This is a genomic window from Sphingobacterium composti (genome assembly GCF_009829075.1).
GTDB classification, from domain to species: Bacteria; Bacteroidota; Bacteroidia; order Sphingobacteriales; family Sphingobacteriaceae; genus Sphingobacterium; species Sphingobacterium composti.
The window spans coordinates 44,667-69,492 of sequence record NZ_WUQZ01000017.1; the positions used below are offsets into that span (position 1 = coordinate 44,667).

Consider the following 24,826-nt stretch of genomic DNA (forward strand, 5'->3'; position numbering starts at 1 on the left):
TTATGTTTGATTAATTATAACCTGGATTTTGAATAAATTTACCTTTACCTTCATTGATTTTGTCACGAGAAAATGGCCAAACTTCTTTGGTCTTATCTGACGAAGTATTTGGGCGTACTTCCAATTGTCTGGACACAAATTTATCATGACGAATTAAATCTGCTCTGTATTGACCATTTTCACACCAAAACTCATGACTACGTTCCTTCAAAATCATGTTATTAAATGAAGATAAAGAACCGTAATTTGCTAAACTTAGGTTTTCCAGACCTGCTCTTTTTCTTACAACATTCACTAAGTCCATTGCCTCTTGAGTAGGACTACCTGCTGCATTTGCTATAGCTTCTGCCTTAGATAAAAGTACATCCGCATATCTAAACATTATGATATCCACAGTAGTATATGCTGTCGTACGTGCAGCATCCTCATGAATTTTTAAGGGCAAAGGACCATAATTTAGATAGTTACCAGGGTTCGCCCGCGTATATGTAATTCCATCAGTCCCCGTAAATTCTGATATTAACATAGTTTTACGTACATCTCTTTGTTCAAATGAATCATAAAACCACCAAGAACTTTGCACTGTACCCCAACCGCCTTTATTTGGAAATACAGATGGTAATACCATCAATTGCCATTGATTTTCACTCGTACCTTCATAGTCACATGGGATAGCCCAAATTACTTCATTGCTATTTTTAGCTCCTTCCAATCCCCACATACCTACATAATCATTGTCTAATGCATAATGATTGTAATTAATTATGTCATTGGAAACATTCACAACCTTAGACCACTCTTTTTCATGAAGATACAATCGTATTAAAAGCATTTTGGCTAATGCTTTGTTAAATCTTCCATATTCTGCATCAGCCGGAAGAGGCAAATCCTCTGCTGCTGCAATAAGATCTTCCTCGATAAATTTTACCATTTCATCATAAGGCAACCTAGCTAATGGCTCTTCAATCAGTGGATTTTGTAATACTTCTAAAGGAGCTATTACTATTGGTCCATATAAATCAAATAGATAATAAGCCATTAAACCTCTAGCGCATCGTACTTCTGCTATTGCTTTTTTCTTTAACGCTTCATTGACTGTCGATTTTTCTATAAGATCTATTGTAATAGTCATTCGACTAATCATATTGTAAAATCGATCATAGAATCCCGTAATTCCTTCATCATCTGGTCTAAAATTATGTGTTGAAGCAGAATGCTGGGCACCATACCAGCCCGTTAAAATTTCTGTAGAAGCATCACTCACCATCATTACACCACGTTCAGAAGTTGAAAAGAAACCATTCCACCATGACCCGCGCATAGGATAGTAAACCGAATTAACCATAGCTTCTAAATCTTCTGCAGACTTAGGAAAAATAGCTGGATTTATTTCAGAGTAATCCAATGGAACTAAATCTTTTGTACATCCGCTTATCATCAATGCACAACCAGCAATTAAAATCTTTATCTTTTTCATTTTGTCAAATTCTTTAATTAAAAACCTAAACTTAAACCAACGTTATATGTTCTAATATTAGGATATGCAGCTGTATATGAATCTGTTTCTGGATCAATGCCACTGTATGGAGTTATCACAAATAAATTGTGCGCAGATACGTTTATTTTTGCTGATTTGAAAACATTGGTTAAAAATTTATTAGAAAAATCATAACCTAACGAAACATTTTGTAGCCTGATAAACCAAGCATCTTGCATGAAGAAGTCACCCACGCCATAGCTAGAAAATCCCCAATACGTACTTGGATGAGTTTCAGAAGGATTCGTTGGAGTCCATCTATCTTTAATAGATCTTAATCCATTATAACCTTGTGCTACTAATCCAAATGCACTATAACCATAGGCTTGGAAATTCGGATCTGCTATGCTACGACCAAGTAATCCATTGAAATCAAAATTCAAACTAAAGTTTTTGTAATTAATGATATTCGTAAACCCGATCATACAGCTCGGATCATAAGTACCAGCTAAGACATAATCAGCGTCATCTATAATACCATCTGGTGCACCTGTTCTTAAAAATCTCCCTAAATCATCTACTGCAGGATTTCCTGCATCATCACGTACGTAGCCATTGATATCACGAATCTTAATTTGTCCTGGTATAAGATTAGGCTGAGCTGCTGGTTTGTCCTCGCCTAATTGAAGTATTCCATCAGACAATCTAGTATACCTAGCTCTAATAGGATCATTTACACTTTGGTATACAGCAGGCTTCCAATCTGGAGCTCTTTCTAACCAAGTATCTTTATATCGAGAGAAATTGAAAATAGTTCGCCATTCAAATTTTTCACGTTTGATATTACGCGTATTCACACTCAACTCAATACCACGACTTCTCGTTTTTCCGATGTTAGCGATAATTGTATTTACCTCATGGTAAGAGTTCAAAGGCTTATAATCTAAAAGATCTGACACTTCATTATTAAATATCTCTAATGAACCTTCAATCTTACCTTTTAATATGGAGTAATCCACACCAATATTTAATCCTGTGGTAGTTTCCCACTTCAAATTAGGATTTTCAAGTCTCGATAATGAAACTGCTATCATACGCGTATCATTAGAAGAAAGCCATCCTGGATATGCAGAATAAGCTGCAAATGCATTACTATTAATCGTAGCATTACCAGTTTGTCCGTAACTCACTCTTAATTTTAACTGAGAAATCGAATTACGCAGAGAATTAAAGAATGGCTCTTCAGCGACATTCCATGCTACGGCCGCAGATGGAAAAGTTCCCCATTTATTATTCGCTGCAAAGACACTAGCTCCATCAGTACGTACTGTGACAGTAGCCATGTACCTACTTTTATAATTATAATTTAACCTACTGAAATATGATGCAATCATGTTTTCAGGCCCATATGATTCAGAAGGCAATGGCATACTTCCTGCGCCCAAATTATTCCATAAGAATGCATCGGTTATAAAACCTGAAGCCTGACTACTCGAATAACGCTCAATAAACTTTTGCTTTGAAACACCGCCTAACAAATCAAATTTGTGTCCATCACCAATTATTTTGGTATAATTAGCAGTAGCCTCTAACAAATAATCATCCTTATCTAAGTTGCTTATAGACGCTCTCCCGTTTTCAAGAGCACCATGCAACGTTGTTTTTGGCAAATAAGTAGCTCTCTTTGTAAATCCTCTATCAAAACCCGCCTTTAAGCGAATTGTTAAGTCTTTAAAAGGATTAATATCTAAAAAAGAATTTAACAGCATCCTTTCGATACGTCCATTGTCACTTACAGTCAAGAGAGAATAAGGATTTGGCTGTAGTGCTAATTGAGGGTTTATTGGATAATTTCCATTTTCATCAATTGCTTCAATATGTGGCCCCATTTGAATAGCTGCACGTATTAATCCTGATTTTTCATATTCTTCTCCTCCTAATTGTGTATTAGAGTTGTCTATACGACTTGCAGTAAGATTCACTCCAAATTTAAAGTACTTTCCAATCTCTTGATCTATATTGGCACGAATTGAGTATCTGCTAAAATCTGAATTTTTCACAATACCATTTTGATCATAATAGTTACCCGAGATCATATATTTAGTAGTAGGAGTTCCTCCTAAAATAGAAACGTTATGTTGATTTACCATTCCATTTCTAGTGACAAGTTCAAACCAATCTGTACCTCTTCCTACATTATTTATTGCATTTTGTGTATATGGTTTTATAAAAGCACCTGCAGTTGCCGCCGCCTCGTCTACAGTTTTGGTACCATAAGGATAAACTCCATTTTCCCACATCCAATGCTCAAAGCCCGCCTCATTGCGTACTTCCATCCATTCATTCAACGGGAGGACATCAAACGAACGGTCATAAATCTGTGTTGAGAAGTTATTGGTATATTCAACTCGTGCTTGTCCTTCCTTACCTCTTTTTGTAGTAATTAGAATAACTCCATTTGCAGCACGCGAACCATAAATAGATGTTCCACTTGCGTCTTTAAGCACCTCTATGGATTCAATATCATTTGGGTTGAAAGAATTTAAAATACTTTGTGTACCACCCTCATATCTATTTCCACTGCTAGGTTGTTGTAAATCAGAAATGGGAAAGCCATCTACCACGATTAGCGGTTGATTACTTGCCATAACGGAACCTGCTCCACGTACTAAAATATCTAAACCACCACCAGGCTGAGCTGAATTTTGAACTATTGTAAGTCCAGGGACTTTACCTTTAAGCATATTTCCAATTTCTGGACCTTGAGAAAGCACCAAGTCATCTGTCTTTACGGATGATATAGCAGCTGTAAGATCTCGTTTAGTCTGCGTACCATATCCAATTACCACCAATTCTTCTAAACCAAGTTCTTCTGTTGAAAGCTTTACAGTAATAAATGTATTATTGCCAATCGAAACTTCTTGTGTAGCAAAGCCTCTATAACTGATGACTAGAATAGCATTGGCAGAAACATCTTTTAATGAAAATTCTCCTCTACTATCCGCCATTGTAACTTGACTACTATCCTTTATCCTAACTGTAGCCCCTTGCAAGGGATTTCCATTATCGTCAGTGACGATACCACGAATTCCCTTTTGGATGTCAATGTGATAAATACTTGAGTTTATATTAAATTCATAATTTGATTTGGCTGAAACTTCTTGCATGCATAAAACACTGAGGGGAATAGCAGCATAAAATTTCATGGTATGGGAAGATAGCCCATATCTAATAAGTTTACTTTTAGATTTCATAAGCATTCATAATTTTATAAGGTTAATGAAGAACTATCAAATAAGGTTACAGCTAACTTTAATAGACTATTAGGTTTATAAAAATCAGGCAACAATATCGACTATAGGCACTAATTCATAGATATAAAATATTGGTTCAATAGGTTCGATTAATACTTGATGAAGCTAATATATACAATTAGAAAATCACATGGACAACGCAACCGTTTGTCCAATTTTAAAATAATTTTTAGCTAGTTGGGATTAGTATAAAAGTAATGTTACTTTAAAAATCATTGTATTACTGTTATAGAGAACAGTATGATTATCAGGACACTTCAAACGCAAACGATTGCCTAAATTGATCAGAATAGATGTACTTGATTGATTTTCAATATTATGATTTACTCTATTGCTAACTTCAAATTTAAGCGAATTACCGACTAAATTAAACTTTACACGAAGTGGATATTTTTCGAGAGAATTGTATCCATACTGTATTGCATTTTGAATTATCGGAAAAAGTATAAATGGCTCAATTTTAAATTCTGAATGTGGAGGAATATTATTTTGAATTCTTATATTAATTCTTTCTCCTTGTAGGATTTGATAAGCACTGATTAATGCTTGGACGTTTATAATTTCCTCATTTAGCAAAATTTTATGCATACTATCAATATCTTTCACACAAGAAAAATATTCCTGTAAAACATCAAGTCTCTGCTGTTCAGCTGCCAAACTTAATAAGTAAGGATCATTTTTTGCATTATGAAAACTCAAATCAGCAGCTAATTGAAGCTTTTCAATATCAACTTTTTCTTTTTCAGAAAATAAGTGAGAAATAAAATTTTTCATTTTATTCTATACCTGACACACCGCCCGAAACAACTAACTTCATCGCGTCTGTAGCAGACATATTTAGTTTGGCAACATACTTTGATTCCACGACAACAACCTGACCAGCAAAAGAGTATGAAAAAGGAAAGTAAACAATAACTTCACCTTCCATACCAATTTTAGAAAGATCACGTTGTGTAAGAAAACCAATTTTTTTTAGTCCCATATCGTTCACTTTGACTAATACGGGCTCATTAAATTTTTTAGCATCTCCAACAAATGCCTCCGTAAAGTCTTTGATCGAAGAATATAGCGTATTGAAAAGCGGAATTTTGTTAACAGTACGATTCAACCAATTTCGTATAGGAGCTGTAACAAATGTGGTAAAGATAAATCCAACTAATATTAAAATACATACGACCATCAACAATCCACCACCCGGGATGTATAGCGGATGCCCGTATTCATCTTCTAGAAAATGTTGAGAAATGTTAAGCGCATTATCTAAAGAGGCAAAAATCCATATAATTAAAAATACAGCACCTGCTACTGGAACTACAACCAATATCCCCTTAATTAAATAATATAAAATTCGTTGAAATATTCTCTTAAACATATATTCTGTTAAATTTATTCATAAAAATACACACGTTTTACACGTGTTGAAATACCTGTAAGCAATTCATACGGAATAGTACCTATTCGCTGTGCGACTAAGTGTACATCTGGAAACACGATTACTTCATCTCCCTCCTGCGCATCTATATCTGTAATATCCAACATACACATATCCATACATATGTTACCTACAGTAGGTGCTAATTTTCCATTAATAAGCATTTCTCCCACTCCATTTCCAAATCTACGACTATATCCATCAGCATAGCCGATTTTTACTGTAGCGATTTTTGAATCCCTTTTCAAAACACCTTTACGGTCATAACCAACAGTATCGTCCGCCTTTAAATGTTTTATTTGTGTAATTGTCGTCTTTAAAAGACCTACCTCTTCTAAATTCAAATCTTTAGAATTGGAATCAAAACCATAAAGCCCTATCCCCAGCCGAACCATATCCATATGTGCTTCTGGATGATGAACTATCCCAGATGTGTTACAAATATGTCGAATAAAATCATACTCAAGTACTTTTTTAATTTTATTGACCATTTTATTATAAACAGTTATTTGCCGATTGGTAAATTCTTTCAATACATCTGAGCCAGCACCTACTAAGTGAGAAAAAACAGAAATAACTTTTAGCTCTCTATGCTCTTGTAATATCAGCATCAATTCGTCGACTTCATTCTCCATAAACCCAAGTCTGTGCATACCTGTATCGAGCTTAATATGAATAGGATAATCAACAATATTTCTTTCTGACAAAAACTCAACAAAAGATTTAAGTATTCTTACAGAATATATCTCTGGCTCAAGCGAGTATAATACTACATCTTCAAATGTACTTTCGTGTGGACTTAATACCATAATTGGAAGTTTAACACCCGCTCGTCGCAATTCACTACCTTCATCTACAAACGCAACAGTAAGGTAATCAACATTATTAAATTGCAACACATTAGCCACCTCAAAAGATCCACTTCCATACGAAAATGCCTTAACCATAGCCATCATTTTCACTTGAGGCGCTATTATAGAACGATATTGTTTCAAGTTGTGCTCCAGTGATTGCAAATTAATTTGAAATACAGTCTCATGAGACTTTTCCACCAATTTTCTACTTATAAGCTCTAACTTATACTTACGCGCACCTTTGATCAAGACTACAGCGTTAGATAGATCTAAATCTGATAGATCAGAGATCAGATCATCTGTAGAGTTAAAAACTCGAACTTGACTTGGAATTTTTAATTTCAAATCTGTAAAACGCTCTCCAATAAAGATAATTTCATCCAAATGAACCGACGACAACAATGCTTGAAGTTTTAATTGAAATTTTTCTGTCCATGCCTCCCCTTCAAAATCACTTAGTATTAATTTCTTTCTTGGATTTTGATTTTGCTGATTTAAAAAATCCAAAGCAATGCTCAATGAGGCTAAATCATTTGAATACGTATCATCTATAATGCTACTATTATTTTTGCCTTTTTTCAATTGTAGGCGCATATCCAAGTGTCTCAGGTTACTTATGCGTTCGCAAATTGTTTGCGAGGTATATCCCATTTCCAGCATTGTCAAAATACAGGTTAGTATATTTTCGATGGATGCTTTATCCGAAAATGGTATTTCAATTTTAAAATCCTGTTTATTATAAGACAAATTAACTAACGTGCTTTGCCCAGTTGTAAGCATGGAGTTTACATAAAGCTTATCTTCAGATAGATTACCCCAACTAACTATTCTTTCATCAATTAAGTAATCTACAGAAAGTTGTCCCGATGGAACAATTATTTTTTCAACCTTTTCAAATAATTTCCATTTCTCTTCTAATTTGACCTCCTTTGAAGGAAATCCTTCACGGTGTGCTGTTCCTAAAGAAGTGAATATTCCCCATTTAGGCTCAATTATCCTTTCCAATCTTTCCATCTCCCCCGTCTTACTGATTCCTGCCTCTATGAGAGCTACATCGAAATCATTATGGAGATTCCAAAGTGATAAAGCGACACCTAATTGGGAATTATAACTCTTAGGGCTCTGATACACTTTTTTATCAATTTGCAGCAATTGTGTCAACCACTCCTTCACAATGGTTTTACCATTACTTCCAGTTATTCCTATAACTAATGCATCAATACTCTCCCGATGCTGCAAAGCAATTTCTTGCAATGCAACTAGTGTATCATCAACCCACAAAAAATTCCCCTCAGCGAAACCATCGACCTCAAATTTGGCATCTGACAACACAAAATTCCTTACTCCAGCTTCATATGCATCTGCTATATAGCGATGTCCATCTTTCTGACCTTTCAATGCAAAAAACAAACAACGCTGTCCACTTTTTATCTTTCGGGAATCATACGATAGTATATCAAACGGCAAACTAGGATGATGAAGTATTGTTTTGAAAGGTTTTAACCGAGTAAGGAAATCAGAAATTACGTACATAGCTTTATAGTTAATACAAATTTCACCATTATTTTTTAATAAGTCTATCATTTTTTGAAGATTTGTAGTATGGATGATTTCGAAAGAAAGAAGAAAAAATACACTCCACATCAAGCAAAGCTGAAGATCGAAAGCTATTGTGCATATCAAGAGCGCGCACAACAAGAAGTACGTGACAAATTATATGAATGGGGTTTGCATGAAGTGGATGTTGAAAATATTATTGCAACGCTAATTGAAGATAATTTCTTGAATGAAGAACGCTTTGCCAAAGCATTTGCACGAGGAAAATTCCGTCTTAAAGATTGGGGAAAAATAAAAATCATTCAACATCTAAAAGCAAAGCGAATATCTGCTCCATTAATAAAAATCGCTCTTCAAGAAATTGACTACGAAGAATACTTAACCAAGATTGATATATTGATAGCAAAGCGAGGCATTTCAAATTCTAAAAATTTATCTTATGAAGATAAAGGCAAAATAGTTCGCTATCTTCAATCCAAAGGTTATGAAAGTGATTTAATATTCGAAAGGTTAAAGCATTAGCCTTTAATAATATATGACAAAAAAGTAACAGAATTAATATTTCACAAAAAATAACTTTTTTCTATTTTTACAAAAATGAAAATGTAGCAAATGCATAGAAAATTAGTTCAATATTCTCTTTCTGTAATTTTATTGATCTGCTTGGCATACAAGACGACTTCTTCTATCCTACATATTGCTACACAAGAAATTGAATTCGTTGAACAACTTTCTACAGAAAAAGAAACCAAAGAAATAGAAAAACTATATGAAATAGAAGTATTTTTTCTGTCTAGTTTCTCATTTATCTTTCTACCTAATAGTATTGCACACAACTATTTTGATCGCATAAATAGCTTACCTTTAAGGCATTTTCAATTGCATTACCCGCCTCCTAACGTGTAGTCTTACAATACGTTTAGACTAATTATCAAGTATTTCATTTTTAAAACATATAACTATGACTTTAAAATCAATCGTCATCATAGGCGCAATTGTTGGTGTTGCGCATACAGCTAATGCTCAACAAATCAATGAGAAAGAATTAAAAGTTAATGTACAAACAATTTCTCAGCCTTTTGCTGTGCTAAACAGCCTAGAACCAGTGACATTTAATTATAACACTGTAAAATACAAAGCCTTTGAATTACCAAAAGCAAAACAATATGGTTTTACCACGGAAAATGCCTCACCTGAGGTTCTTCAGACGCAATCAAAAATATATAAAACTGGAAAAAACGCTACTAAAGCATTTAAATATGACGAAGTAAATAATGAAAATTTAATTCCAGTATTAGTAGCAGCCATTAAAGAACAAAAAGCAGAGATAGAAGCCCTCCGTAAGGAACTAGAAAACCTTAAAAAGGTATCTGAATAATAAAAAGAAGGGGATTTTGAATGACTCAAAATCCCTTCTTCCATTTATAAAACCAATTGACTAATTATAGATTTTCTTTTTTAGAAAGCATATACCAATGCTAATGAAAATTGTGAAGCAGATTTCGTTGGCGTGGTAAAATCACTTTTAAAGAATGGCTTAGAATCATCCGAATCAAATCTGAATTCTGGAATTAATGACAAACCACCATGCGTTAATTTTCCTGACAGAGTTAATGAAGTAACCGATGCTCCTTCTGTATCACTTACGTCTTTCCATTTAAAATACTCGCCCCTTAAACCAATTTGCGCATAATCTGTGACATTAAATTTTGGATATAATGCCACTCCTTGGTAGCCTCCCTCTGATTTAAAAGAATAATCCGCAGCATTAAGTCCTAGTGAGAATTTATCAGACACATCATAACTCGCTACTAAGTCGTAAATTGTTCCAGAAGAATATTCCTCCTTACCTCCGGCAGAAGAACCTGTCAAAAAATTCGCATATATACTCAAACCATCTACTGGTGCTAAACTTAGCTGTGCACCAAAATGTGATACACCATTCAAATCTTTATAGACATTCCAATCGTTAAATAATCCAGCCATTAAAGATACTTTATCCGAAAAAGCATAAGTTCCCTTAATACCAGCATTCTGAAAAGGTCCTGCCCCGAAAAGATAGGATGTACTGTAATGAAAGTTAGCAGCAGGAGAAATAACTTCATAACCAATAAATGTTCCCATGTAACCTGCGGTCATTGAAAATTTATCGGTAAAAGCATAATCAACATATAAATTTTGGATATGAAAAGAATTATCATCTGTGCCATCTCCATTTGGAATGGTTAAATATTGACCTCGAGGACCAAATGATACCTCACCCACAAAGGATGCTTTACCGGTCGACTTTTTCAATCCTAGATTTAGCATACCCAAAGAAATTGAGTTATGATCATTAGCGAAATATGTTTCAATATTCTCACCTTTAGCGAAATCATATTTATAATACGCGTCTGCTGAGCCAGTAATTTCAATTCCACTGATGCTTTCTTGCGCATACGCAAAAGCCCCCATCATAAATAGTGATAAAAGTAAAGATTTTTTTCTCATAAATTTGTTTTTAGTTGATTTAATAGGTTAATTTTTAAAATTCTCATAATATTAATTACAATAAAACAAATTATACAAATAAAAAAACACTAAAACCAATATTTTTTATACTAAAATCTGAATTATTGAAATTAAAAATACAAATAATGGAAATTTTTCAATACAAAACAACAATTATTGAAATTCTTATATAAGAAAACTAATTAAATAATTTATTAATACAAACTTTTAAGAATATATAGAATTTTTTATAATAAAAAACAGAAATAACAATGTAAAAAAGTAAAATAAACCAATCATCAATCAATAAAAACAACATTACTCCAGAAATAATTACTTAAATCTTCCTCTCTCAAACGTTCATATAAATTATTCTTACTGATTATCAAATAAATGCCTAATTTCATCAACAAATAGGCATTTTATTTTCAAAAACATTTTGCAGAAATGGATTATAGCTCTATATTTGCATCATCAAATCGGGAAGGACGCGATGTTCGGAACAAAATTGAAAGACTTACAAAAGCGAAAATAGCTCAGCTGGTAGAGCACAACCTTGCCAAGGTTGGGGTCGCGAGTTCGAATCTCGTTTTTCGCTCCAGAGTTGCCTAGGTGGTGGAACTGGTAGACACGCAGGACTTAAAATCCTGTTCCTGTTAAAGGAGTGCGGGTTCGATTCCCGCCCTAGGTACGCAAAGCTCGACAATAATGTCGGGCTTTTTTTGTTTTATACTTATTCAAAGTAAATGGTATTGTGATTAATATGTTACTTTCAACATAACTTTTAATCACTATCTTTAATTCAATCTATTACCAATCCTTATACTTTATGAGAAAATCATTTATACTATCTATGTTTTTATTTTGTGGGCTAAATGCACTTAGTCAACAAAACCCTGTTTTCCCAGGAAATTATGCGGATCCTGAAGCAATTATTTATAACAACAAATATTGGATTTATCCCACCTATTCTGCGCCTTTTGAAGAACAAATTAAATTCGATGCCTTTTCTTCCAACGATTTAGTGAATTGGACAAAACATCCTAATATTTTAGATAATAATGAAGTTAAATGGGCAAAACGTGCCATGTGGGCACCTTCAGTCATTGAAAATAATGGTAAATACTATTTTTTCTTCGCAGCAAATGATGTCCATCAAGGTCAAATTGGAGGTATAGGTGTGGCAGTAGCAGACAAACCCGAAGGACCCTATAAAGATTTACTGGGAAAACCGTTAATCAGCGACATCATTAATGGCGCACAACCTATAGATCAATATGTATTTAAGGATAAAGATGGCACCTTTTATATGTATTATGGTGGTTGGAAACATTGCAATGTCGTTAAGCTTAGTCCAGATTTCACAAAATTAATTCCCTTTGACGATGGCACATATTACAAAGAAGTGACTCCAAAGGATTATGTTGAAGGTCCCACTATGTTTATAAAAAATGGTAAGTATTACTTTATGTGGTCTGAAGGTGGTTGGACAGGCCCCGACTACAAAGTTGCATATGCCATTGCAGACAATCCATTAGGTCCATTTGAACGTATTAATACGATTTTAGAACAAGATCCTAATATTGCCACTGGAGCTGGACATCATTCAGTTATTAAAGTTCCCAATGAAGAAAAATACTATATCGTATACCACCGTCGTCCATTAGGAAAAACAAGCGCGCATGACCGTGTTACTTGTATTGATGAAATGAAATTTGATAAGGACGGAAAAATTCTACCCGTGAAAATGACTTTTGAAGGTGTCAAACAACCCTTAAAATAAAAAAATGTCCCTTATTATAATTTATAAGGGACATTTTTGTTAATTCAGCACTAATTAAAGCTTGATAATTTCTCCAGTTTTAACACTTTCGTCACAAGCCAATGCAATTTTCAAACTGTTTAATGCGTCATCCATAGATTTAGATAAATCCATATCTTGAACTATTGCCTCGTAAAAGAATCTTTGCTCCCGATTACACAATTCTTGATGATCTGGTTCATCTTGAAGATTTATCCATTCGTCTTCTTTCACAAACTTGTTATCTTCATCAATTGCGGCATGGTGTACACGAATAGATTCCGTTTTGGTATGTGCCTCCACAGAATCTGACTGCCCGTCTTTGGATGCTTCATTTGCAACTATAGATACCGATCCTTTAGGCCCAAAAACATCTTTTACAAAAAATGCCGTTTGACTTACCATTGGCCCCCATCCTGCTTCGTACCAACCTACTGATCCGTCATCAAAACGAATTTGCAATTGTCCATAATTATAATTTTCGGCAGGAATATCATCTGTAAGTCTAGCGCCGATTGCTGATACAGAAATTGGTTTGGCTGAAGTCATTTGACACATAACATCAATATAATGAACACCACAATCTACAATTGGGCTCAAACTTTTCATCAAATTTCGGTGTACATCCCACATATACCCCTGACTTTGTTGATTCAAATTCATTCGAAAAACCAAAGGTGAACCTAGCTTTTTCCCTTCTTCAATAAATCGCCTCCAAGAAGGATGATGTCTTAATATATAACCAACAACAAGCTTCTTTCCAGCTTTATTTGCCGCATCAATAACTCGCTGCGCCCCTAACACGGTGTTGGCTAAAGGCTTTTCAATAAAAACATGTGCTCCATTCTCCAAAGCTTTTACTGCATATTCTTCATGCGTGTCTGGATAGGTCGATATGCACACTGCATCTGGCTTTGTACAATTTAACGCTTCCTCATATTCCTCAAACAAGGCGTAATTCGAACCTAGATTGCTTTGTAAAACATCTTTACTACTTCCTCGAGAAACTAAACCAACTATTTCGAATTCAGGAAAATCATGATAAGCTTTTGCATGTGACGCGCCCATATTTCCACAACCTACAACTAATATTTTAATTTTATCCATTATATAAATGATTTCATACCCGGCCTAGCAATTTCTAATTTATCTTCAGGCATATCCCACGAAAACTGATCCGAATTAGGACTAAGAACCTCGTTCGAAGAAAATATTTGTTCCAATGATATACGTTTTCCGGTATAAGCAGAAATTTTTCCCCATATAGCTAATAATGTAGAATTCACCATATGATCTCCATCGTTAATGACCTTACCACTACGAATTGCAGACATCAGTTCATCATGTTGTGTTTGATACATATTATTTGCTGTCCCAGAATACTCAAAAGGCTTATCGCCATAAATCTTATAGGAACTCATTAGATTTACCTCTACATTTCCTTTCGTTCCTAAAACTTCTACAGAATTGCGATTATCTGTGCCACTCTGTTGTCTACCAAAATGCATTCCCTTCACTCCATTACCATAATCATACTCTACTGCAAAATGATCATATCCATTACCTAATCCATCCCATTTCCAAGCCTGTCTTCCTCCGGTTGCAAATACAGATTTTGGTAATTTATTATTCATAATCCAATTCATATAATCTAAGCTATGAACAGTTTGCTCAACTATTAAATCTGCTGTATAGCGCTGAAAATACACCCAATTTTTCAATTGATACTGCATCTCATTATAATGAGCTAATCTTGGCTTAACAGTATTTTCTCCTCCACACCTAAAGGTCGTAACAGACCTAACATCACCAATATCTCCGCCTAAAACTCGTTGCATGATCTCGCGATTTGGCTGTAAGTAACGAAAGCAGAATCCTGACACAATATTTAAATTCTTTTCTTTGGCAGTTTTGACACTATCCATCACACGCTTTAAGCCCGGAATATCTATAGCAACAGGCTTTTCACAAAAAATATGCTTTCCTTTTGAAACAGCATATTCCATATGATCAGGCCTAAAATTTGGAGGACTACACAGAAGTACTACATCAACATCTGTTTCTATCAACTTCTTATAGCTTTCAAATCCTAAAAATTGTCTTTCTTTTGGCACATCGACTCTTACACTATCCTTTTTTTGGGCAAGTAATAATGCTTGATCTAATTGTTCTGGAAATACATCAGCCAATGCTGTCACTATAACATCGGGATCTGCACTCAAAGCTTGTACCAATGCCCCAACACCTCGTCCTCCGCAACCTATTAAGCCTACTTTAATTTTTCGGTTTTGATGTAATGAATTTGCCATTGAAGCAAATGGTAAGCTGCCTAGTACTAGACTGCTTGATTTTATAAAATTTCGTCTAGAGTATTTCATAACATAAATATGCGACTTTTAAAAAACTTTAGAAAGTTGAAAGTCATTACTTTCCACCTTTAATCCATAAAACATCAAAAATATTACATATTTTCACGCAACTATACTAAAATCTATGGACAACGTACAACAAATAGAACCGCTAATTAGTAATAACACAGTGATTGTAGGTATATTAATGGCAATCTTGGGATTAGTATTTTATACTTCAAGTATAAACAATAAATTCATCAAAGGTTTTTACGATATAATCCCGCCATTATTACTTTGTTATTTTTTACCTGGTATTTTAAATTCATTTCATGTATTTGACGGAGCAAATTCACCTTTAACTACTATTGGAAGCAGATATTTTTTACCCGCTTGTTTGATACTATTTATCCTCAATTTGGATATTAAAGAAATGTGGGCTTTACGTAAGCGAGCTGGTCTAATGTTTATCACTGGTACTGTGGGAGTTTTGTTAGGAGGACCATTAGCTGTTTGGCTTACTGCATTGGTTGCTCCTCAAGTTGTAGGCGGTATTGGTCCGGATGAGGTTTGGAGAGGCTTAGGTACATTAGCGGGATCTTGGATTGGCGGCAGTGCTAACCAAGTTGCCCTAAAAGAAATCTTACAACCTTCACCTACTCTATTTTCATCTATAATAGCTGTCGATGTGTTTGTCGCTTATTCGTGGATGGCACTTCTATTATATGGTGCTAGCAAAAGTAAAATGATGGATAAATTTTTCAAAGCTGACTCGCGCGATGTTGATGAATTGATGGTAAAACTGGAAAAGAAAGCTCAAGAAAATGCTAAAATGCCTCAAACTAAAGATATCATCTTAATGTTATCTATTGCTTTTGCAGGAACTGGATTAGCCACTTTCTTGGCCGAACCAGTGGCGGCTTACATAGCAGAAAATCATCCACAATTAGAAACATTTTCCCTAACTAACACATTTTTCTGGATAGTTCTTTTTGCTACTATAATAAGTGTGGCATTATCATTTACTCCCGCTCGAAAATTAGAAGATGTAGGTGCATCCAAAATGGGTACTGCATTATTATATATCCTAATCGTAACGATAGGCATGCAAATGGATATTTTAGCAATTCTTCAAAATCCAGGATTATTCATAGTTGGTATCATATGGATTTCGTTTCATGCCGTATTACTTTTTATTGTAGCCAAAATATTCAAAATTCCATTTTTTTATTACGCTGTAGGGAGTTTGTCGAATGTTGGAGGTGTTGCTTCGGCTTCAGTAATGTCAGCGGCATTCCATCCATCACTTATCTCAGTAGGAGTAATTCTATCAGTATTTAGCTACGCCATTGGAACCTATGCAGGATGGTTAACAGCTGTATTAATGCAATTAGCCTCACCTATTTAGTCCTTACATTTAAATCAAAATGCGAGCGATAAACAAAGTTTTATCGCTCGTTTTGTTTTTGTGGAATTAGCAATTAAATAATATTTTCTATTTTAGAAAACACTTTTATAATTATGAGCGAAAATATTTATTACAAAGGGCAAGTATTATGGTCTCAAATTGATGCAAATCGTCATCTCAGACATTCTGCATACGCCGATTTCTGTGCGCAAGCACGAAGTAACATGCTTACTCAGCTTGGCTTATCATTAGAAGAGTTTGCAAAAAATAAGATTGGTCCGATCCTATTTCGTGAAGAATTGATTTATCATAGAGAAGTGTCCTTGGATGAATATATTCAGGTGAGAACAGAAGTCACCAAATTCAATACGACGAACGGTAGATTTTCTTTTAGACACCAAATAATCAAATCAAATGGAATAATAGCCGCTACTATTCACGTAGACGGAGCTTGGCTAGACCTCGTGGCTAGAAAATTAACACCCATTCCAGAAAATTGGAAATCTATACTTCAAAATATACCTAAATCATCAGATTACTTAGAGATTAATGAATAAAATATTTTTCGCATCAGTACTATTGGGTGCTGTATGCCTAATTGCAACACCTTCGAAAGCTCAATTACTTCGAGCTAAAGACCTGTATTCAAAGGCTGATTCTTTGAGAGGACAATTAACTCCTTTAAGAACGTGCTACGATGTAAAATTCTACCATTTGGATGTAACTGTGGATACAGACAACAAACATATTTCAGGATCCAATCAATTTAAGTTTAAAGCTGTAAATGACTTTTCAAAACTGCAATTTGATCTTTTTGATAATTTGTCCATCGATAAAATAGTATACAAAGGAAAAGAATTAACGTTTACACGCGAATTTAATGCGGTTTTTGTTACGTTTCCAACGACTATTATAAAAGACCAAATAGATTCTTTCACAGTATATTATTCTGGACATCCTATTCAAGCAACTAGAGCTCCTTGGGATGGAGGATTTGATTGGAAAAAGGACAGTAACGGGAAACCCTTTGTGGCAACAGCGGTTCAAGGTCTTGGTGCTAGTGCATGGTGGCCAAATAAAGATCATCAATCAGATGAGCCTGATAGTATGTTGATTTCTGTTGCTGTTCCAAAAGGATTAATGAATGTTTCAAATGGTAGGCTTATCAAAGTCGAGGAACTTCCTAATGATTATACAAAATACTATTGGCGTGTAATAAATCCAATAAATAATTACAACGTTTCACTAAATATTGGAGATTATGTGCGTATACGCGAAAAGTTAAAAACCGAGGATGGAAAACTTGACGTTGACTATTATGTATTGAGCGAAAATAATACAACTGAAAAGGTCAATCATTTAAAGAAAAATGTTCATGAAACCTTAGAAGCACTAGAATATTGGTTTGGTCCTTATCCATTCTTCGAAGATAGCTACAAAATTGTGGAAACTGCGCATTTAGGGATGGAACACCAATCAGCGATTGCCTATGGGAATAAATATAAAAATGGTTACTTAGGGCATGATGTTTCAAATACAGGCTGGGGTAATAAATGGGATTTTATTGTGGTACATGAGACCGGACACGAATGGTTTGGAAATAATATTACAGCAAAGGATTTGGCGGATATGTGGATTCATGAGAGTTTCACGAACTATTCAGAAGCTTTATTCATAGAATATTTTTATGGCAAAGAAGCTGGGCAGGCTTATATTTATGGTAATCGTGCGGGAATTCGCAACGACAAACCATTACAAGGTCCTTATCATGTGAACAAAGAAGGTTCAGGTGATATGTATCTTAAAGGTGGGGTTTTCTGGAATATGATACGTACTATTATTGATGATGATCCCAAATGGCGATTTATTTTACGTAATATCAATAGCAATTTTAAGCATAGCCAAGTCGATTATCAAGACATTGTAGAGTTTATTTCCAAACAGTCATCGAAGGATTTTAGCAAAGTATTTGAACAATATATTCAACATTCGAATATACCTACATTAGATGTAAAATTCAATGCTAAAGGTGAGTGTTTTGCTAGATGGATAACTGAAGTAAAAGATTTCAAAATGCCAATTCATTTGGGAGTTGATAATTCAACTACACTTATAGAGCTTACTAATGATTTTTCAAAGATAAATATTAAAAATTTGAATAAAACAAATCTTAAAATTGATACGCACAACTATTATATCAATGTAAATCTACAATAATTACGTAAAAAAGTACGTTAGACAAGCAGTGAATTACACTATACATTATACTTGTAAATAAAAGACAATTAATTAACAGTTTTAATTGTTAGCAATTATCATTATCAGTTTTTTTTAATTAATTTTGTTCAAATTTTAACACAAAGCATCAGGACTTTTTAAATGGGTTTATTCAATTGGTTTACGCAAGAAGTTGCGATTGACTTGGGGACGGCAAACACCCTAATTATACATAATGACAAAGTAGTAGTTGATGAACCTTCTATAGTAGCATTTGACCGCACTACCAATAAAGTAATTGCTATTGGTAGACAAGCGATGCAAATGGAAGGTAAGACGCACGACAATATAAAGACAGTTAGACCTTTACGTGATGGAGTTATTGCAGACTTTACAGCTGCAGAAGCTTTGATCCGTGGTATGGTGAAGCTAGTTAACAACGGTAAATCTTGGTTTTTTCCTTCTTTACGCATGGTAGTTTGTATTCCTTCAGGTATTACTGAGGTAGAAAAACGTGCTGTACGTGATTCTGCCGAAATAGCTGGCGCAAAAGAGGTTTACCTCATTCATGAACCAATGGCAGCTGCGGTTGGTATTGGGATCGATGTTGAAGAGCCTGTCGGAAATATGATTATAGATATCGGCGGTGGTACTACAGAAATTGCTGTTATTGCGTTGTCAGGAATTGTATGTGATCAGTCTATACGTGTGGCTGGTGACAATTTTGATTCAGATATTGTACAATACATACGTCGTCAGCATAATATTATGATTGGTGATCGTACGGCTGAGAAAATTAAAATTGAGGTTGGTGCTGCTCTTCCTGAGCTGTCTGATCCGCCAGCAGATTTTGCTGTTCAAGGTCGTGATTTGATGACAGGTATTCCAAAACAAATTACTGTTTCATATACTGAAATTGCACATTGTTTGGACAAATCGATTTCAAAAATTGAAGAAGCTATTTTGAAAGCACTAGAAATAACTCCACCTGAATTATCAGCTGATATTTATCAAACAGGTATATATTTAACTGGTGGAGGAGCCTTATTAAGAGGTTTGGATAAGCGTATTCAAGCTAAAACAAAATTACCAGTACACGTTGCAGAAGATCCTCTTCGCGCTGTAGTACGTGGTACAGGCATAGCGTTAAAAAATATTGGAAGGTTCAAATTTTTAATGCAATAACTTCCATTAAATAAGATATTTATACGCGATATAGAAAAGCTTAACTACTTCTATATCGCGTATTTGTTAAAAGTAAATTTAAATTTAGACAATAAATAGTACATGAAAAATCTGTGGCTCTTCTTAGTCCGATATAATGCCTTTTTTTGGTTTATACTATTTTTCGTGTCTTCTTTAGCTTTAGTAGTCAACAATAATAATTACCAGCGTTCTTCATTTATTAATTCTTCAAATGTAATCGTTGGTACATTCTATACCAATGTTAATTCTTGGAAAGAATACATGCATTTAGCCGAATCTAACAAGGATTTATTAGAAGAGAATGCACTCTTAAGACATCGACTACAAGAATTAACAGCAATTGATACAACATACGAACCATTAAATACGGACTCCATAGAGAATTCTAGTCGTTATGCATTTACGGTTGCTTCAGTTATAAATAACAGTGTACATCATAGAAACAATTACATTACTATTGATAAAGGATCCTTAGATGGTATAGAAAAAGATATGGGGGTAATAACTTCAAATGGCGTAGTAGGTACTGTATTGAATGTTTCATCAAATTTCAGTACAATAAAATCACTTTTGCATCCTGATACAAAAATTTCTGTTTCGGTAGATTCTACAGCGACAGCCTTTGGTTCCTTAGTCTGGGGAGATAATACAGAATCTAGGTTTGCTATGGTTCGTGATATTCCAAACCATGTTAAATTGTATATAGGTCAGCCAATTTATACTTCTGGTTATTCTACCAAATTCCCTAAGGGAATAAAAGTGGGTTATATAGTTCAAACTGATATTGTGACAGGTGGTTCTTTTAAAGATGTACGAATATTATTAACAACTAAGTTTGAAAAGCTAACTCACGTGTATATTGTCAAAGATAAATTGGCAAAAGAAAAAATGGAATTGGAAGCATTAAACGATAACAATGGGTAAAATTATAATTTTTAATATTATTCGTTTTTTGGTGCTATTAGTCGTTCAAGTAGCAGTTCTTAAGAATATCGGTTATTATAATTTAGCTGTGGCATTTCCTTATATTCTTATCATCTTACTCTTACCTATTGGTCTTTCTAATTTAACACTATTTGTTTTAGCATTTTTGACTGGATTAAGTATTGATGCTTTTTATGACAGCATGGGAATTCATGCAGCAGCTTGTGTCGCACTCGTCTATTTCCGAATATTTTTTCATAAAATCACGATTGAATTGGACGAACAAGCCTCGTTTAATACGCCATCTTGGGGTAATATGGGCTTTAAATGGTACGGAACATATATATTACTTTCCATACTAATACATCATAGTGTTTTATTTTTTGTTGAAATATTCTCTTTCCATAATATTATCCAAACATTACTGAGCATTGCACTTAGTTCAATGTTTACATTGATACTTATTTTTGTAATAAGTCTATTGACCTATCATAAAAAGTCACGTGTAATAACTTAAAAGTTGATGAATCATGAATAGTTTTTTTGAGAGAAAATATGTTATTCAAGGAATCATCCTTATTGTTGCCATTACTATTGTGGCTCGGTTATTTTACCTGCAAATAATTGATGATTCTTACTTATTATCAGCCAACAATAACGTCTTACGTAAAGTAATAGAATACCCTGCACGTGGTGTAATTTTAGATAGAAATGGTAAAATTTTAGTTCAAAATGAACCAGTTTATGATTTGATGGTCACACCTAGAGAAGCAAAAAATATTGACACAGCTTTACTATGTCAATTAATTGGCATTGATAAGGAAGGTTTTGACAAGCGGATGAAAAAAGCGCGTGACCACTCCCCTTATCGCGCCTCACTCTTCGAAAAATTAATTCCTAAAGAAACTTTTGCAATTCTACAAGAGCATATGGATAAATTCCATGGATTCTATACCGTAGACCGTAATATCCGAACCTACCCTGACAGTGTTGCAGCGCAATTTTTAGGCTATATACAAGAGGTTAATGATAATGACATAAAACGCTCAAATGGATTTTACCGTTCGGGGGATTATATAGGTGCATCAGGAGTAGAGCGTTCTTATGAGGAATTATTACGTGGGACACGAGGTGTCAAAAACCAAATGGTAGATGCTTTGAATCGTCCACAAGGTTCTTTCATGGATGGAAAATATGATACCTTGGCCATTTCTGGTGAAGGATTGGTTTCTTCACTTGATAAGGAATTACAATTACTTGCAGAAAAGCTGATGCGCAATAAACTTGGTTCTGTAGTAGCTATAGAGCCTGCGACAGGGGAAATCCTAACCTATGTAAGTAGTCCGAGTTACAATCCAAATTTGATGGTAGGACGTGAGCGTGGCAACAATTACATGAAGATGCTTCATGACCCTTATAAGCCCATGTTCAATAGACCCATTCAGGCATCATATCCTCCTGGTTCTATATTTAAAGTAATAGCGGCCTTGACTGCTCAACAAGCTGGAATAATAAACGCAGAAACAAGATTTCATTGTGGTGGTGGGTATCGCTATGGACGTAACGCTATCATGCGCTGTACTGGCTTTCATCATTCGACAGATTTGATTACATCCATTCAAAAATCATGTAACACGTATTATGGATTCGTATATGCACACATGTTGGATAGACGTGGAATGCCTACTTATCAAGCTTATGATTTATGGCGTGCTGGATTGATGCAGTTCGGTCTAGGACAACCTCTAGGAATTGATTTACCAGGAGAAAAAGGTGGAAACGTATATTCCTCTGAATATTACACTAAACATTTTGGAAGTAACAAATGGACTTCAAGTTACAATATTTCGCAATCTATTGGACAAGGTCAATTGGGAATCACACCCTTGCAAATGGCTAATTTGACAGCTATCGTAGCTAATAGAGGCTTCTATTATCGTCCACATTTGATTAAAGGTATAGGTGAAAAGCAAATTGTAAAAAAGGAGTTTACAGAAAAGATATGGGCAGGAGTAGATGCTAAGCATTACGAGCCAGTAATTGAAGGCATGAGCCGTGCTGTATCATCTGGTTCTGCTGCGGCTTCGAAAATTCCTGGGATTGAAATGTGTGGTAAAACGGGGACAGTTCAAAATCCACATGGCGAAAATCATGCTGTATTCTTTGCTTTTGCACCCAGAGAAAATCCCAAGATCGCTATAGCGGTTTTCGTTGAAAATGCTGGATATGGTGGTACATGGGCTGCACCAATTGCAAGTATGTTAATAGAAAAGTATATTCGTGATACAATTAGCCTTCCTAAACATATTCAAGACCGAGTAAAGAATGCCGTTATTTTGCCAAAAGTAAAAACTAAAGAGACAAAAACGGAAGTTAAGCCAAAGCAAGACACAACAAAAAAAACAACTAGTTCTGGTAATTCAAATCAGCAAGCAACTACTAAATCTAGAAATACTGGTAATATAATTGTTCACCATAGTCAAGTCAGAAGAAACTATGCACAACGATAAGAAAGGTTTTTTGGGAAGAATTGACTGGATTACCATAATCCTTTGGTTAGTGCTATGTCTTATTGGCTGGTTTAACATCCATGCTGCTGTATTTGACCCGGAGAATCCAGGCCTATTTAGTATGGCTACCAATTACGGCAAGCAATCTATTTACATTTTCACTGCACTAATTATTGGATTTAGTATTTTAATTATTGACCAGCGTTTCTTTATATCTGCTACACCTTTTATTTATATTGTTGTAGTATTACTGCTTGTGACGGTATTGGTCGTCGGTAGAAATGTGGGAGGAAATCAAGCTTGGATTCCAATTGGAAGCTTTCGTTTACAACCTTCTGAATTTGGAAAATTAGCAACATGTTTACTTTTAGCTTATTTTTTAAATACGCAAACAAATAAAAATCCGACGCTAAAAGGCTTGGTCGTGGGCGCTTGTATCGTATTGTTTCCCGTATTTCTAGTTATGCTTCAGCCAGACACAGGCTCGGCATTAGCTTTCTTTTCATTGATATTTGTATTTTATAGAGAAGGATATGTAAGTACAAAACTCCTCATCTTCGGTGGATTAGCCATTTTACTTTTTGTATTAGCTTTATTAATAAATCAATGGCTTCTTATCGGAATAATTGCAGCTATATGTACAGCATTTATATTCATCTTCGGTAAAAAAAGAAAGTACCTAATTGACTTAGGGGTTATTTTCGCTATATCGAGTGTCTATGTACTGAGTGTAGATTTTGCTTATGAAAACATTCTACAATCTCATCAACGTAATCGCATTGATATTATTTTGGGCAAAATGGACGACCCAAAGGGTCAAGGTTATAATCTTAATCAATCCAAAATAGCCATAGGCTCGGGTAAATTATTTGGAAAGGGATATTTACAAGGAACGCAAACGAAATACAATTTTGTACCAGAACAAAGTACAGATTTCATATTTTGCACAGTTGGTGAAGAATGGGGGTTTGTGGGCTGTGTCACAGTTATCGCTATTTATATCTTTTTGTTGATGCGCATTATTCATATAGCGGAGAGACAACGCACAACCTTTGCTCGCGTATATGCATATGGGGTGGCTTCTATCCTATTTTTCCACTTTTTTATTAATATAGGTATGACCATAGGTATAGTTCCTGTTATTGGTATCCCTTTACCTTTTATTAGTTATGGTGGTTCTTCATTGTGGAGTTTTACTATATTATTGTTTATTCTGTTGAAATTTGATTCAACTAGAAAAGGTTTGTCACAAATCTAGCTCCTTCGATTAAATTTTATTAAGTAATTA

Annotated in this window: 20 protein-coding genes and 2 tRNA genes; 14 read left to right on the plus strand and 8 right to left on the minus strand. The window is 34.6% G+C overall.

All coding sequences use genetic code 11. The features are described 5' to 3' along the window. Positions 1-10: 10 nt before the first annotated feature. The 5 genes from GOQ17_RS11545 to GOQ17_RS11565 all read right to left on the minus strand — a co-directional run bounded on the left by GOQ17_RS11545 (position 11) and on the right by GOQ17_RS11565 (position 8,661). On the minus strand, positions 11-1,477 hold the full coding sequence (locus tag GOQ17_RS11545) for a RagB/SusD family nutrient uptake outer membrane protein (protein WP_159637564.1): 1,467 nt from the start codon (positions 1,475-1,477) through the stop codon (positions 11-13). 17 nt (positions 1,478-1,494) lie between these two features. Continuing rightward, positions 1,495-4,731 (minus strand): SusC/RagA family TonB-linked outer membrane protein, encoded by a 3,237-nt coding sequence (locus tag GOQ17_RS11550; protein ID WP_159637565.1) that lies wholly within the window; start codon positions 4,729-4,731, stop codon positions 1,495-1,497. A gap of 243 nt (positions 4,732-4,974) precedes the next feature. Continuing rightward, positions 4,975-5,565, minus strand: coding sequence for a sensor histidine kinase (locus tag GOQ17_RS11555; RefSeq protein ID WP_159637567.1), 591 nt, complete (start codon positions 5,563-5,565; stop codon positions 4,975-4,977). A 1-nt stretch (position 5,566) separates the two neighbouring features. Further along, positions 5,567-6,163, minus strand: a complete 597-nt coding sequence (locus GOQ17_RS11560; RefSeq protein ID WP_159637568.1) for a DUF502 domain-containing protein — start codon at positions 6,161-6,163, stop codon at positions 5,567-5,569. 14 nt (positions 6,164-6,177) lie between these two features. Continuing rightward, positions 6,178-8,661 (minus strand): bifunctional UDP-N-acetylmuramoyl-tripeptide:D-alanyl-D-alanine ligase/alanine racemase, encoded by a 2,484-nt coding sequence (locus tag GOQ17_RS11565; RefSeq protein WP_236537133.1) that lies wholly within the window; start codon positions 8,659-8,661, stop codon positions 6,178-6,180. A gap of 18 nt (positions 8,662-8,679) precedes the next feature. Here GOQ17_RS11565 and GOQ17_RS11570 point away from each other — a divergent pair, with 18 nt between their 5' ends. From GOQ17_RS11570 to GOQ17_RS11580, 3 genes are all read left to right on the plus strand, one after another. Beyond that, entirely contained in the window at positions 8,680-9,156 is a 477-nt protein-coding gene (locus GOQ17_RS11570; protein ID WP_159637569.1) for a regulatory protein RecX, read from the plus strand. Positions 9,157-9,246: 90 nt separating this feature from the next. Beyond that, positions 9,247-9,540 (plus strand): hypothetical protein, encoded by a 294-nt coding sequence (locus GOQ17_RS11575; RefSeq protein WP_159637570.1) that lies wholly within the window; start codon positions 9,247-9,249, stop codon positions 9,538-9,540. A 55-nt stretch (positions 9,541-9,595) separates the two neighbouring features. Further along, positions 9,596-10,012, plus strand: coding sequence for a tail fiber domain-containing protein (locus GOQ17_RS11580; RefSeq protein ID WP_159637572.1), 417 nt, complete (start codon positions 9,596-9,598; stop codon positions 10,010-10,012). Positions 10,013-10,092: 80 nt separating this feature from the next. On the opposite strand, the gene GOQ17_RS11585 is transcribed toward GOQ17_RS11580, so the two are convergent. Continuing rightward, positions 10,093-11,124 carry a porin gene (locus GOQ17_RS11585; RefSeq protein WP_159637573.1) on the minus strand — a complete coding sequence of 344 codons (1,032 nt, stop codon included), beginning with the start codon at positions 11,122-11,124 and terminating at the stop codon, positions 10,093-10,095. 525 nt (positions 11,125-11,649) lie between these two features. Here GOQ17_RS11585 and GOQ17_RS11590 point away from each other — a divergent pair. The 3 genes from GOQ17_RS11590 to GOQ17_RS11600 all read left to right on the plus strand — a co-directional run bounded on the left by GOQ17_RS11590 (position 11,650) and on the right by GOQ17_RS11600 (position 12,907). Next, positions 11,650-11,725: transfer RNA gene (locus GOQ17_RS11590), tRNA-Gly, on the plus strand. A gap of 5 nt (positions 11,726-11,730) precedes the next feature. Beyond that, positions 11,731-11,815: transfer RNA gene (locus tag GOQ17_RS11595), tRNA-Leu, on the plus strand. 138 nt (positions 11,816-11,953) lie between these two features. Then, positions 11,954-12,907, plus strand: a complete 954-nt coding sequence (locus tag GOQ17_RS11600; RefSeq protein ID WP_159637575.1) for a glycoside hydrolase family 43 protein — start codon at positions 11,954-11,956, stop codon at positions 12,905-12,907. A 54-nt stretch (positions 12,908-12,961) separates the two neighbouring features. On the opposite strand, the gene GOQ17_RS11605 is transcribed toward GOQ17_RS11600, so the two are convergent. Then, entirely contained in the window at positions 12,962-14,032 is a 1,071-nt protein-coding gene (locus GOQ17_RS11605) for a Gfo/Idh/MocA family protein (RefSeq protein WP_159637576.1), read from the minus strand. Further along, the gene (locus tag GOQ17_RS11610) at positions 14,032-15,234 is read right to left on the minus strand and encodes a Gfo/Idh/MocA family protein (RefSeq protein WP_236537134.1); all 1,203 of its coding nucleotides are present in this window, start codon (positions 15,232-15,234) and stop codon (positions 14,032-14,034) included. The genes GOQ17_RS11605 and GOQ17_RS11610 overlap by 1 nt, the downstream gene beginning before the upstream one ends. A 184-nt stretch (positions 15,235-15,418) precedes the next feature. Here GOQ17_RS11610 and GOQ17_RS11615 point away from each other — a divergent pair, with 184 nt between their 5' ends. The 8 genes from GOQ17_RS11615 to rodA all read left to right on the plus strand — a co-directional run bounded on the left by GOQ17_RS11615 (position 15,419) and on the right by rodA (position 24,796). After that, positions 15,419-16,681 (plus strand): DUF819 family protein, encoded by a 1,263-nt coding sequence (locus tag GOQ17_RS11615; protein WP_159637578.1) that lies wholly within the window; start codon positions 15,419-15,421, stop codon positions 16,679-16,681. A 113-nt stretch (positions 16,682-16,794) separates the two neighbouring features. Beyond that, on the plus strand, positions 16,795-17,238 hold the full coding sequence (locus GOQ17_RS11620; protein ID WP_159637579.1) for an acyl-CoA thioesterase: 444 nt from the start codon (positions 16,795-16,797) through the stop codon (positions 17,236-17,238). Further along, positions 17,231-18,898 (plus strand): M1 family metallopeptidase, encoded by a 1,668-nt coding sequence (locus GOQ17_RS11625; protein ID WP_159637580.1) that lies wholly within the window; start codon positions 17,231-17,233, stop codon positions 18,896-18,898. Before GOQ17_RS11620 ends, GOQ17_RS11625 begins: the two co-directional genes overlap by 8 nt. 162 nt (positions 18,899-19,060) lie before the next feature. Further along, entirely contained in the window at positions 19,061-20,083 is a 1,023-nt protein-coding gene (locus tag GOQ17_RS11630; RefSeq protein WP_149912555.1) for a rod shape-determining protein, read from the plus strand. Positions 20,084-20,185: 102 nt separating this feature from the next. Next, positions 20,186-21,028, plus strand: coding sequence for a rod shape-determining protein MreC (gene mreC / locus GOQ17_RS11635; protein ID WP_159637581.1), 843 nt, complete (start codon positions 20,186-20,188; stop codon positions 21,026-21,028). Further along, on the plus strand, positions 21,021-21,545 hold the full coding sequence (locus GOQ17_RS11640; RefSeq protein ID WP_159637582.1) for a rod shape-determining protein MreD: 525 nt from the start codon (positions 21,021-21,023) through the stop codon (positions 21,543-21,545). Before mreC ends, GOQ17_RS11640 begins: the two co-directional genes overlap by 8 nt. A 13-nt stretch (positions 21,546-21,558) precedes the next feature. Continuing rightward, positions 21,559-23,538: a penicillin-binding protein 2 gene (mrdA, locus tag GOQ17_RS11645; RefSeq protein WP_159637583.1), complete on the plus strand. Its 1,980-nt coding sequence runs from the start codon at positions 21,559-21,561 to the stop codon at positions 23,536-23,538. Beyond that, positions 23,525-24,796, plus strand: a complete 1,272-nt coding sequence (gene rodA, locus GOQ17_RS11650) for a rod shape-determining protein RodA (RefSeq protein WP_159637584.1) — start codon at positions 23,525-23,527, stop codon at positions 24,794-24,796. Before mrdA ends, rodA begins: the two co-directional genes overlap by 14 nt. The last annotated feature ends 30 nt before the right edge of the window (positions 24,797-24,826 follow it).

Excerpts from the sequence above, each read along its gene's own strand:
- GOQ17_RS11560 (WP_159637568.1), bottom strand. The coding sequence starts at position 6,163 with ATGTTTAAGAGAATATTTCAACGAATTTTATATTATTTAATTAAGGGG.
- GOQ17_RS11610 (WP_236537134.1), bottom strand. The coding sequence starts at position 15,234 with ATGGCAAATTCATTACATCAAAACCGAAAAATTAAAGTAGGCTTAATA.
- GOQ17_RS11575 (WP_159637570.1), top strand. The coding sequence starts at position 9,247 with ATGCATAGAAAATTAGTTCAATATTCTCTTTCTGTAATTTTATTGATC.
- mreC (WP_159637581.1), top strand. The coding sequence starts at position 20,186 with ATGAAAAATCTGTGGCTCTTCTTAGTCCGATATAATGCCTTTTTTTGG.
- GOQ17_RS11570 (WP_159637569.1), top strand. The coding sequence starts at position 8,680 with ATGGATGATTTCGAAAGAAAGAAGAAAAAATACACTCCACATCAAGCA.
- GOQ17_RS11550 (WP_159637565.1), bottom strand. The coding sequence starts at position 4,731 with ATGAAATCTAAAAGTAAACTTATTAGATATGGGCTATCTTCCCATACC.
- GOQ17_RS11620 (WP_159637579.1), top strand. The coding sequence starts at position 16,795 with ATGAGCGAAAATATTTATTACAAAGGGCAAGTATTATGGTCTCAAATT.
- mrdA (WP_159637583.1), top strand. The coding sequence starts at position 21,559 with ATGAATAGTTTTTTTGAGAGAAAATATGTTATTCAAGGAATCATCCTT.
- GOQ17_RS11615 (WP_159637578.1), top strand. The coding sequence starts at position 15,419 with ATGGACAACGTACAACAAATAGAACCGCTAATTAGTAATAACACAGTG.
- GOQ17_RS11605 (WP_159637576.1), bottom strand. The coding sequence starts at position 14,032 with ATGGATAAAATTAAAATATTAGTTGTAGGTTGTGGAAATATGGGCGCG.
- GOQ17_RS11545 (WP_159637564.1), bottom strand. The coding sequence starts at position 1,477 with ATGAAAAAGATAAAGATTTTAATTGCTGGTTGTGCATTGATGATAAGC.
- GOQ17_RS11640 (WP_159637582.1), top strand. The coding sequence starts at position 21,021 with ATGGGTAAAATTATAATTTTTAATATTATTCGTTTTTTGGTGCTATTA.
- GOQ17_RS11630 (WP_149912555.1), top strand. The coding sequence starts at position 19,061 with ATGGGTTTATTCAATTGGTTTACGCAAGAAGTTGCGATTGACTTGGGG.
- GOQ17_RS11555 (WP_159637567.1), bottom strand. The coding sequence starts at position 5,565 with ATGAAAAATTTTATTTCTCACTTATTTTCTGAAAAAGAAAAAGTTGAT.
- GOQ17_RS11625 (WP_159637580.1), top strand. The coding sequence starts at position 17,231 with ATGAATAAAATATTTTTCGCATCAGTACTATTGGGTGCTGTATGCCTA.
- GOQ17_RS11580 (WP_159637572.1), top strand. The coding sequence starts at position 9,596 with ATGACTTTAAAATCAATCGTCATCATAGGCGCAATTGTTGGTGTTGCG.
- GOQ17_RS11585 (WP_159637573.1), bottom strand. The coding sequence starts at position 11,124 with ATGAGAAAAAAATCTTTACTTTTATCACTATTTATGATGGGGGCTTTT.
- GOQ17_RS11600 (WP_159637575.1), top strand. The coding sequence starts at position 11,954 with ATGAGAAAATCATTTATACTATCTATGTTTTTATTTTGTGGGCTAAAT.
- rodA (WP_159637584.1), top strand. The coding sequence starts at position 23,525 with ATGCACAACGATAAGAAAGGTTTTTTGGGAAGAATTGACTGGATTACC.
- GOQ17_RS11565 (WP_236537133.1), bottom strand. The coding sequence starts at position 8,661 with ATGATAGACTTATTAAAAAATAATGGTGAAATTTGTATTAACTATAAA.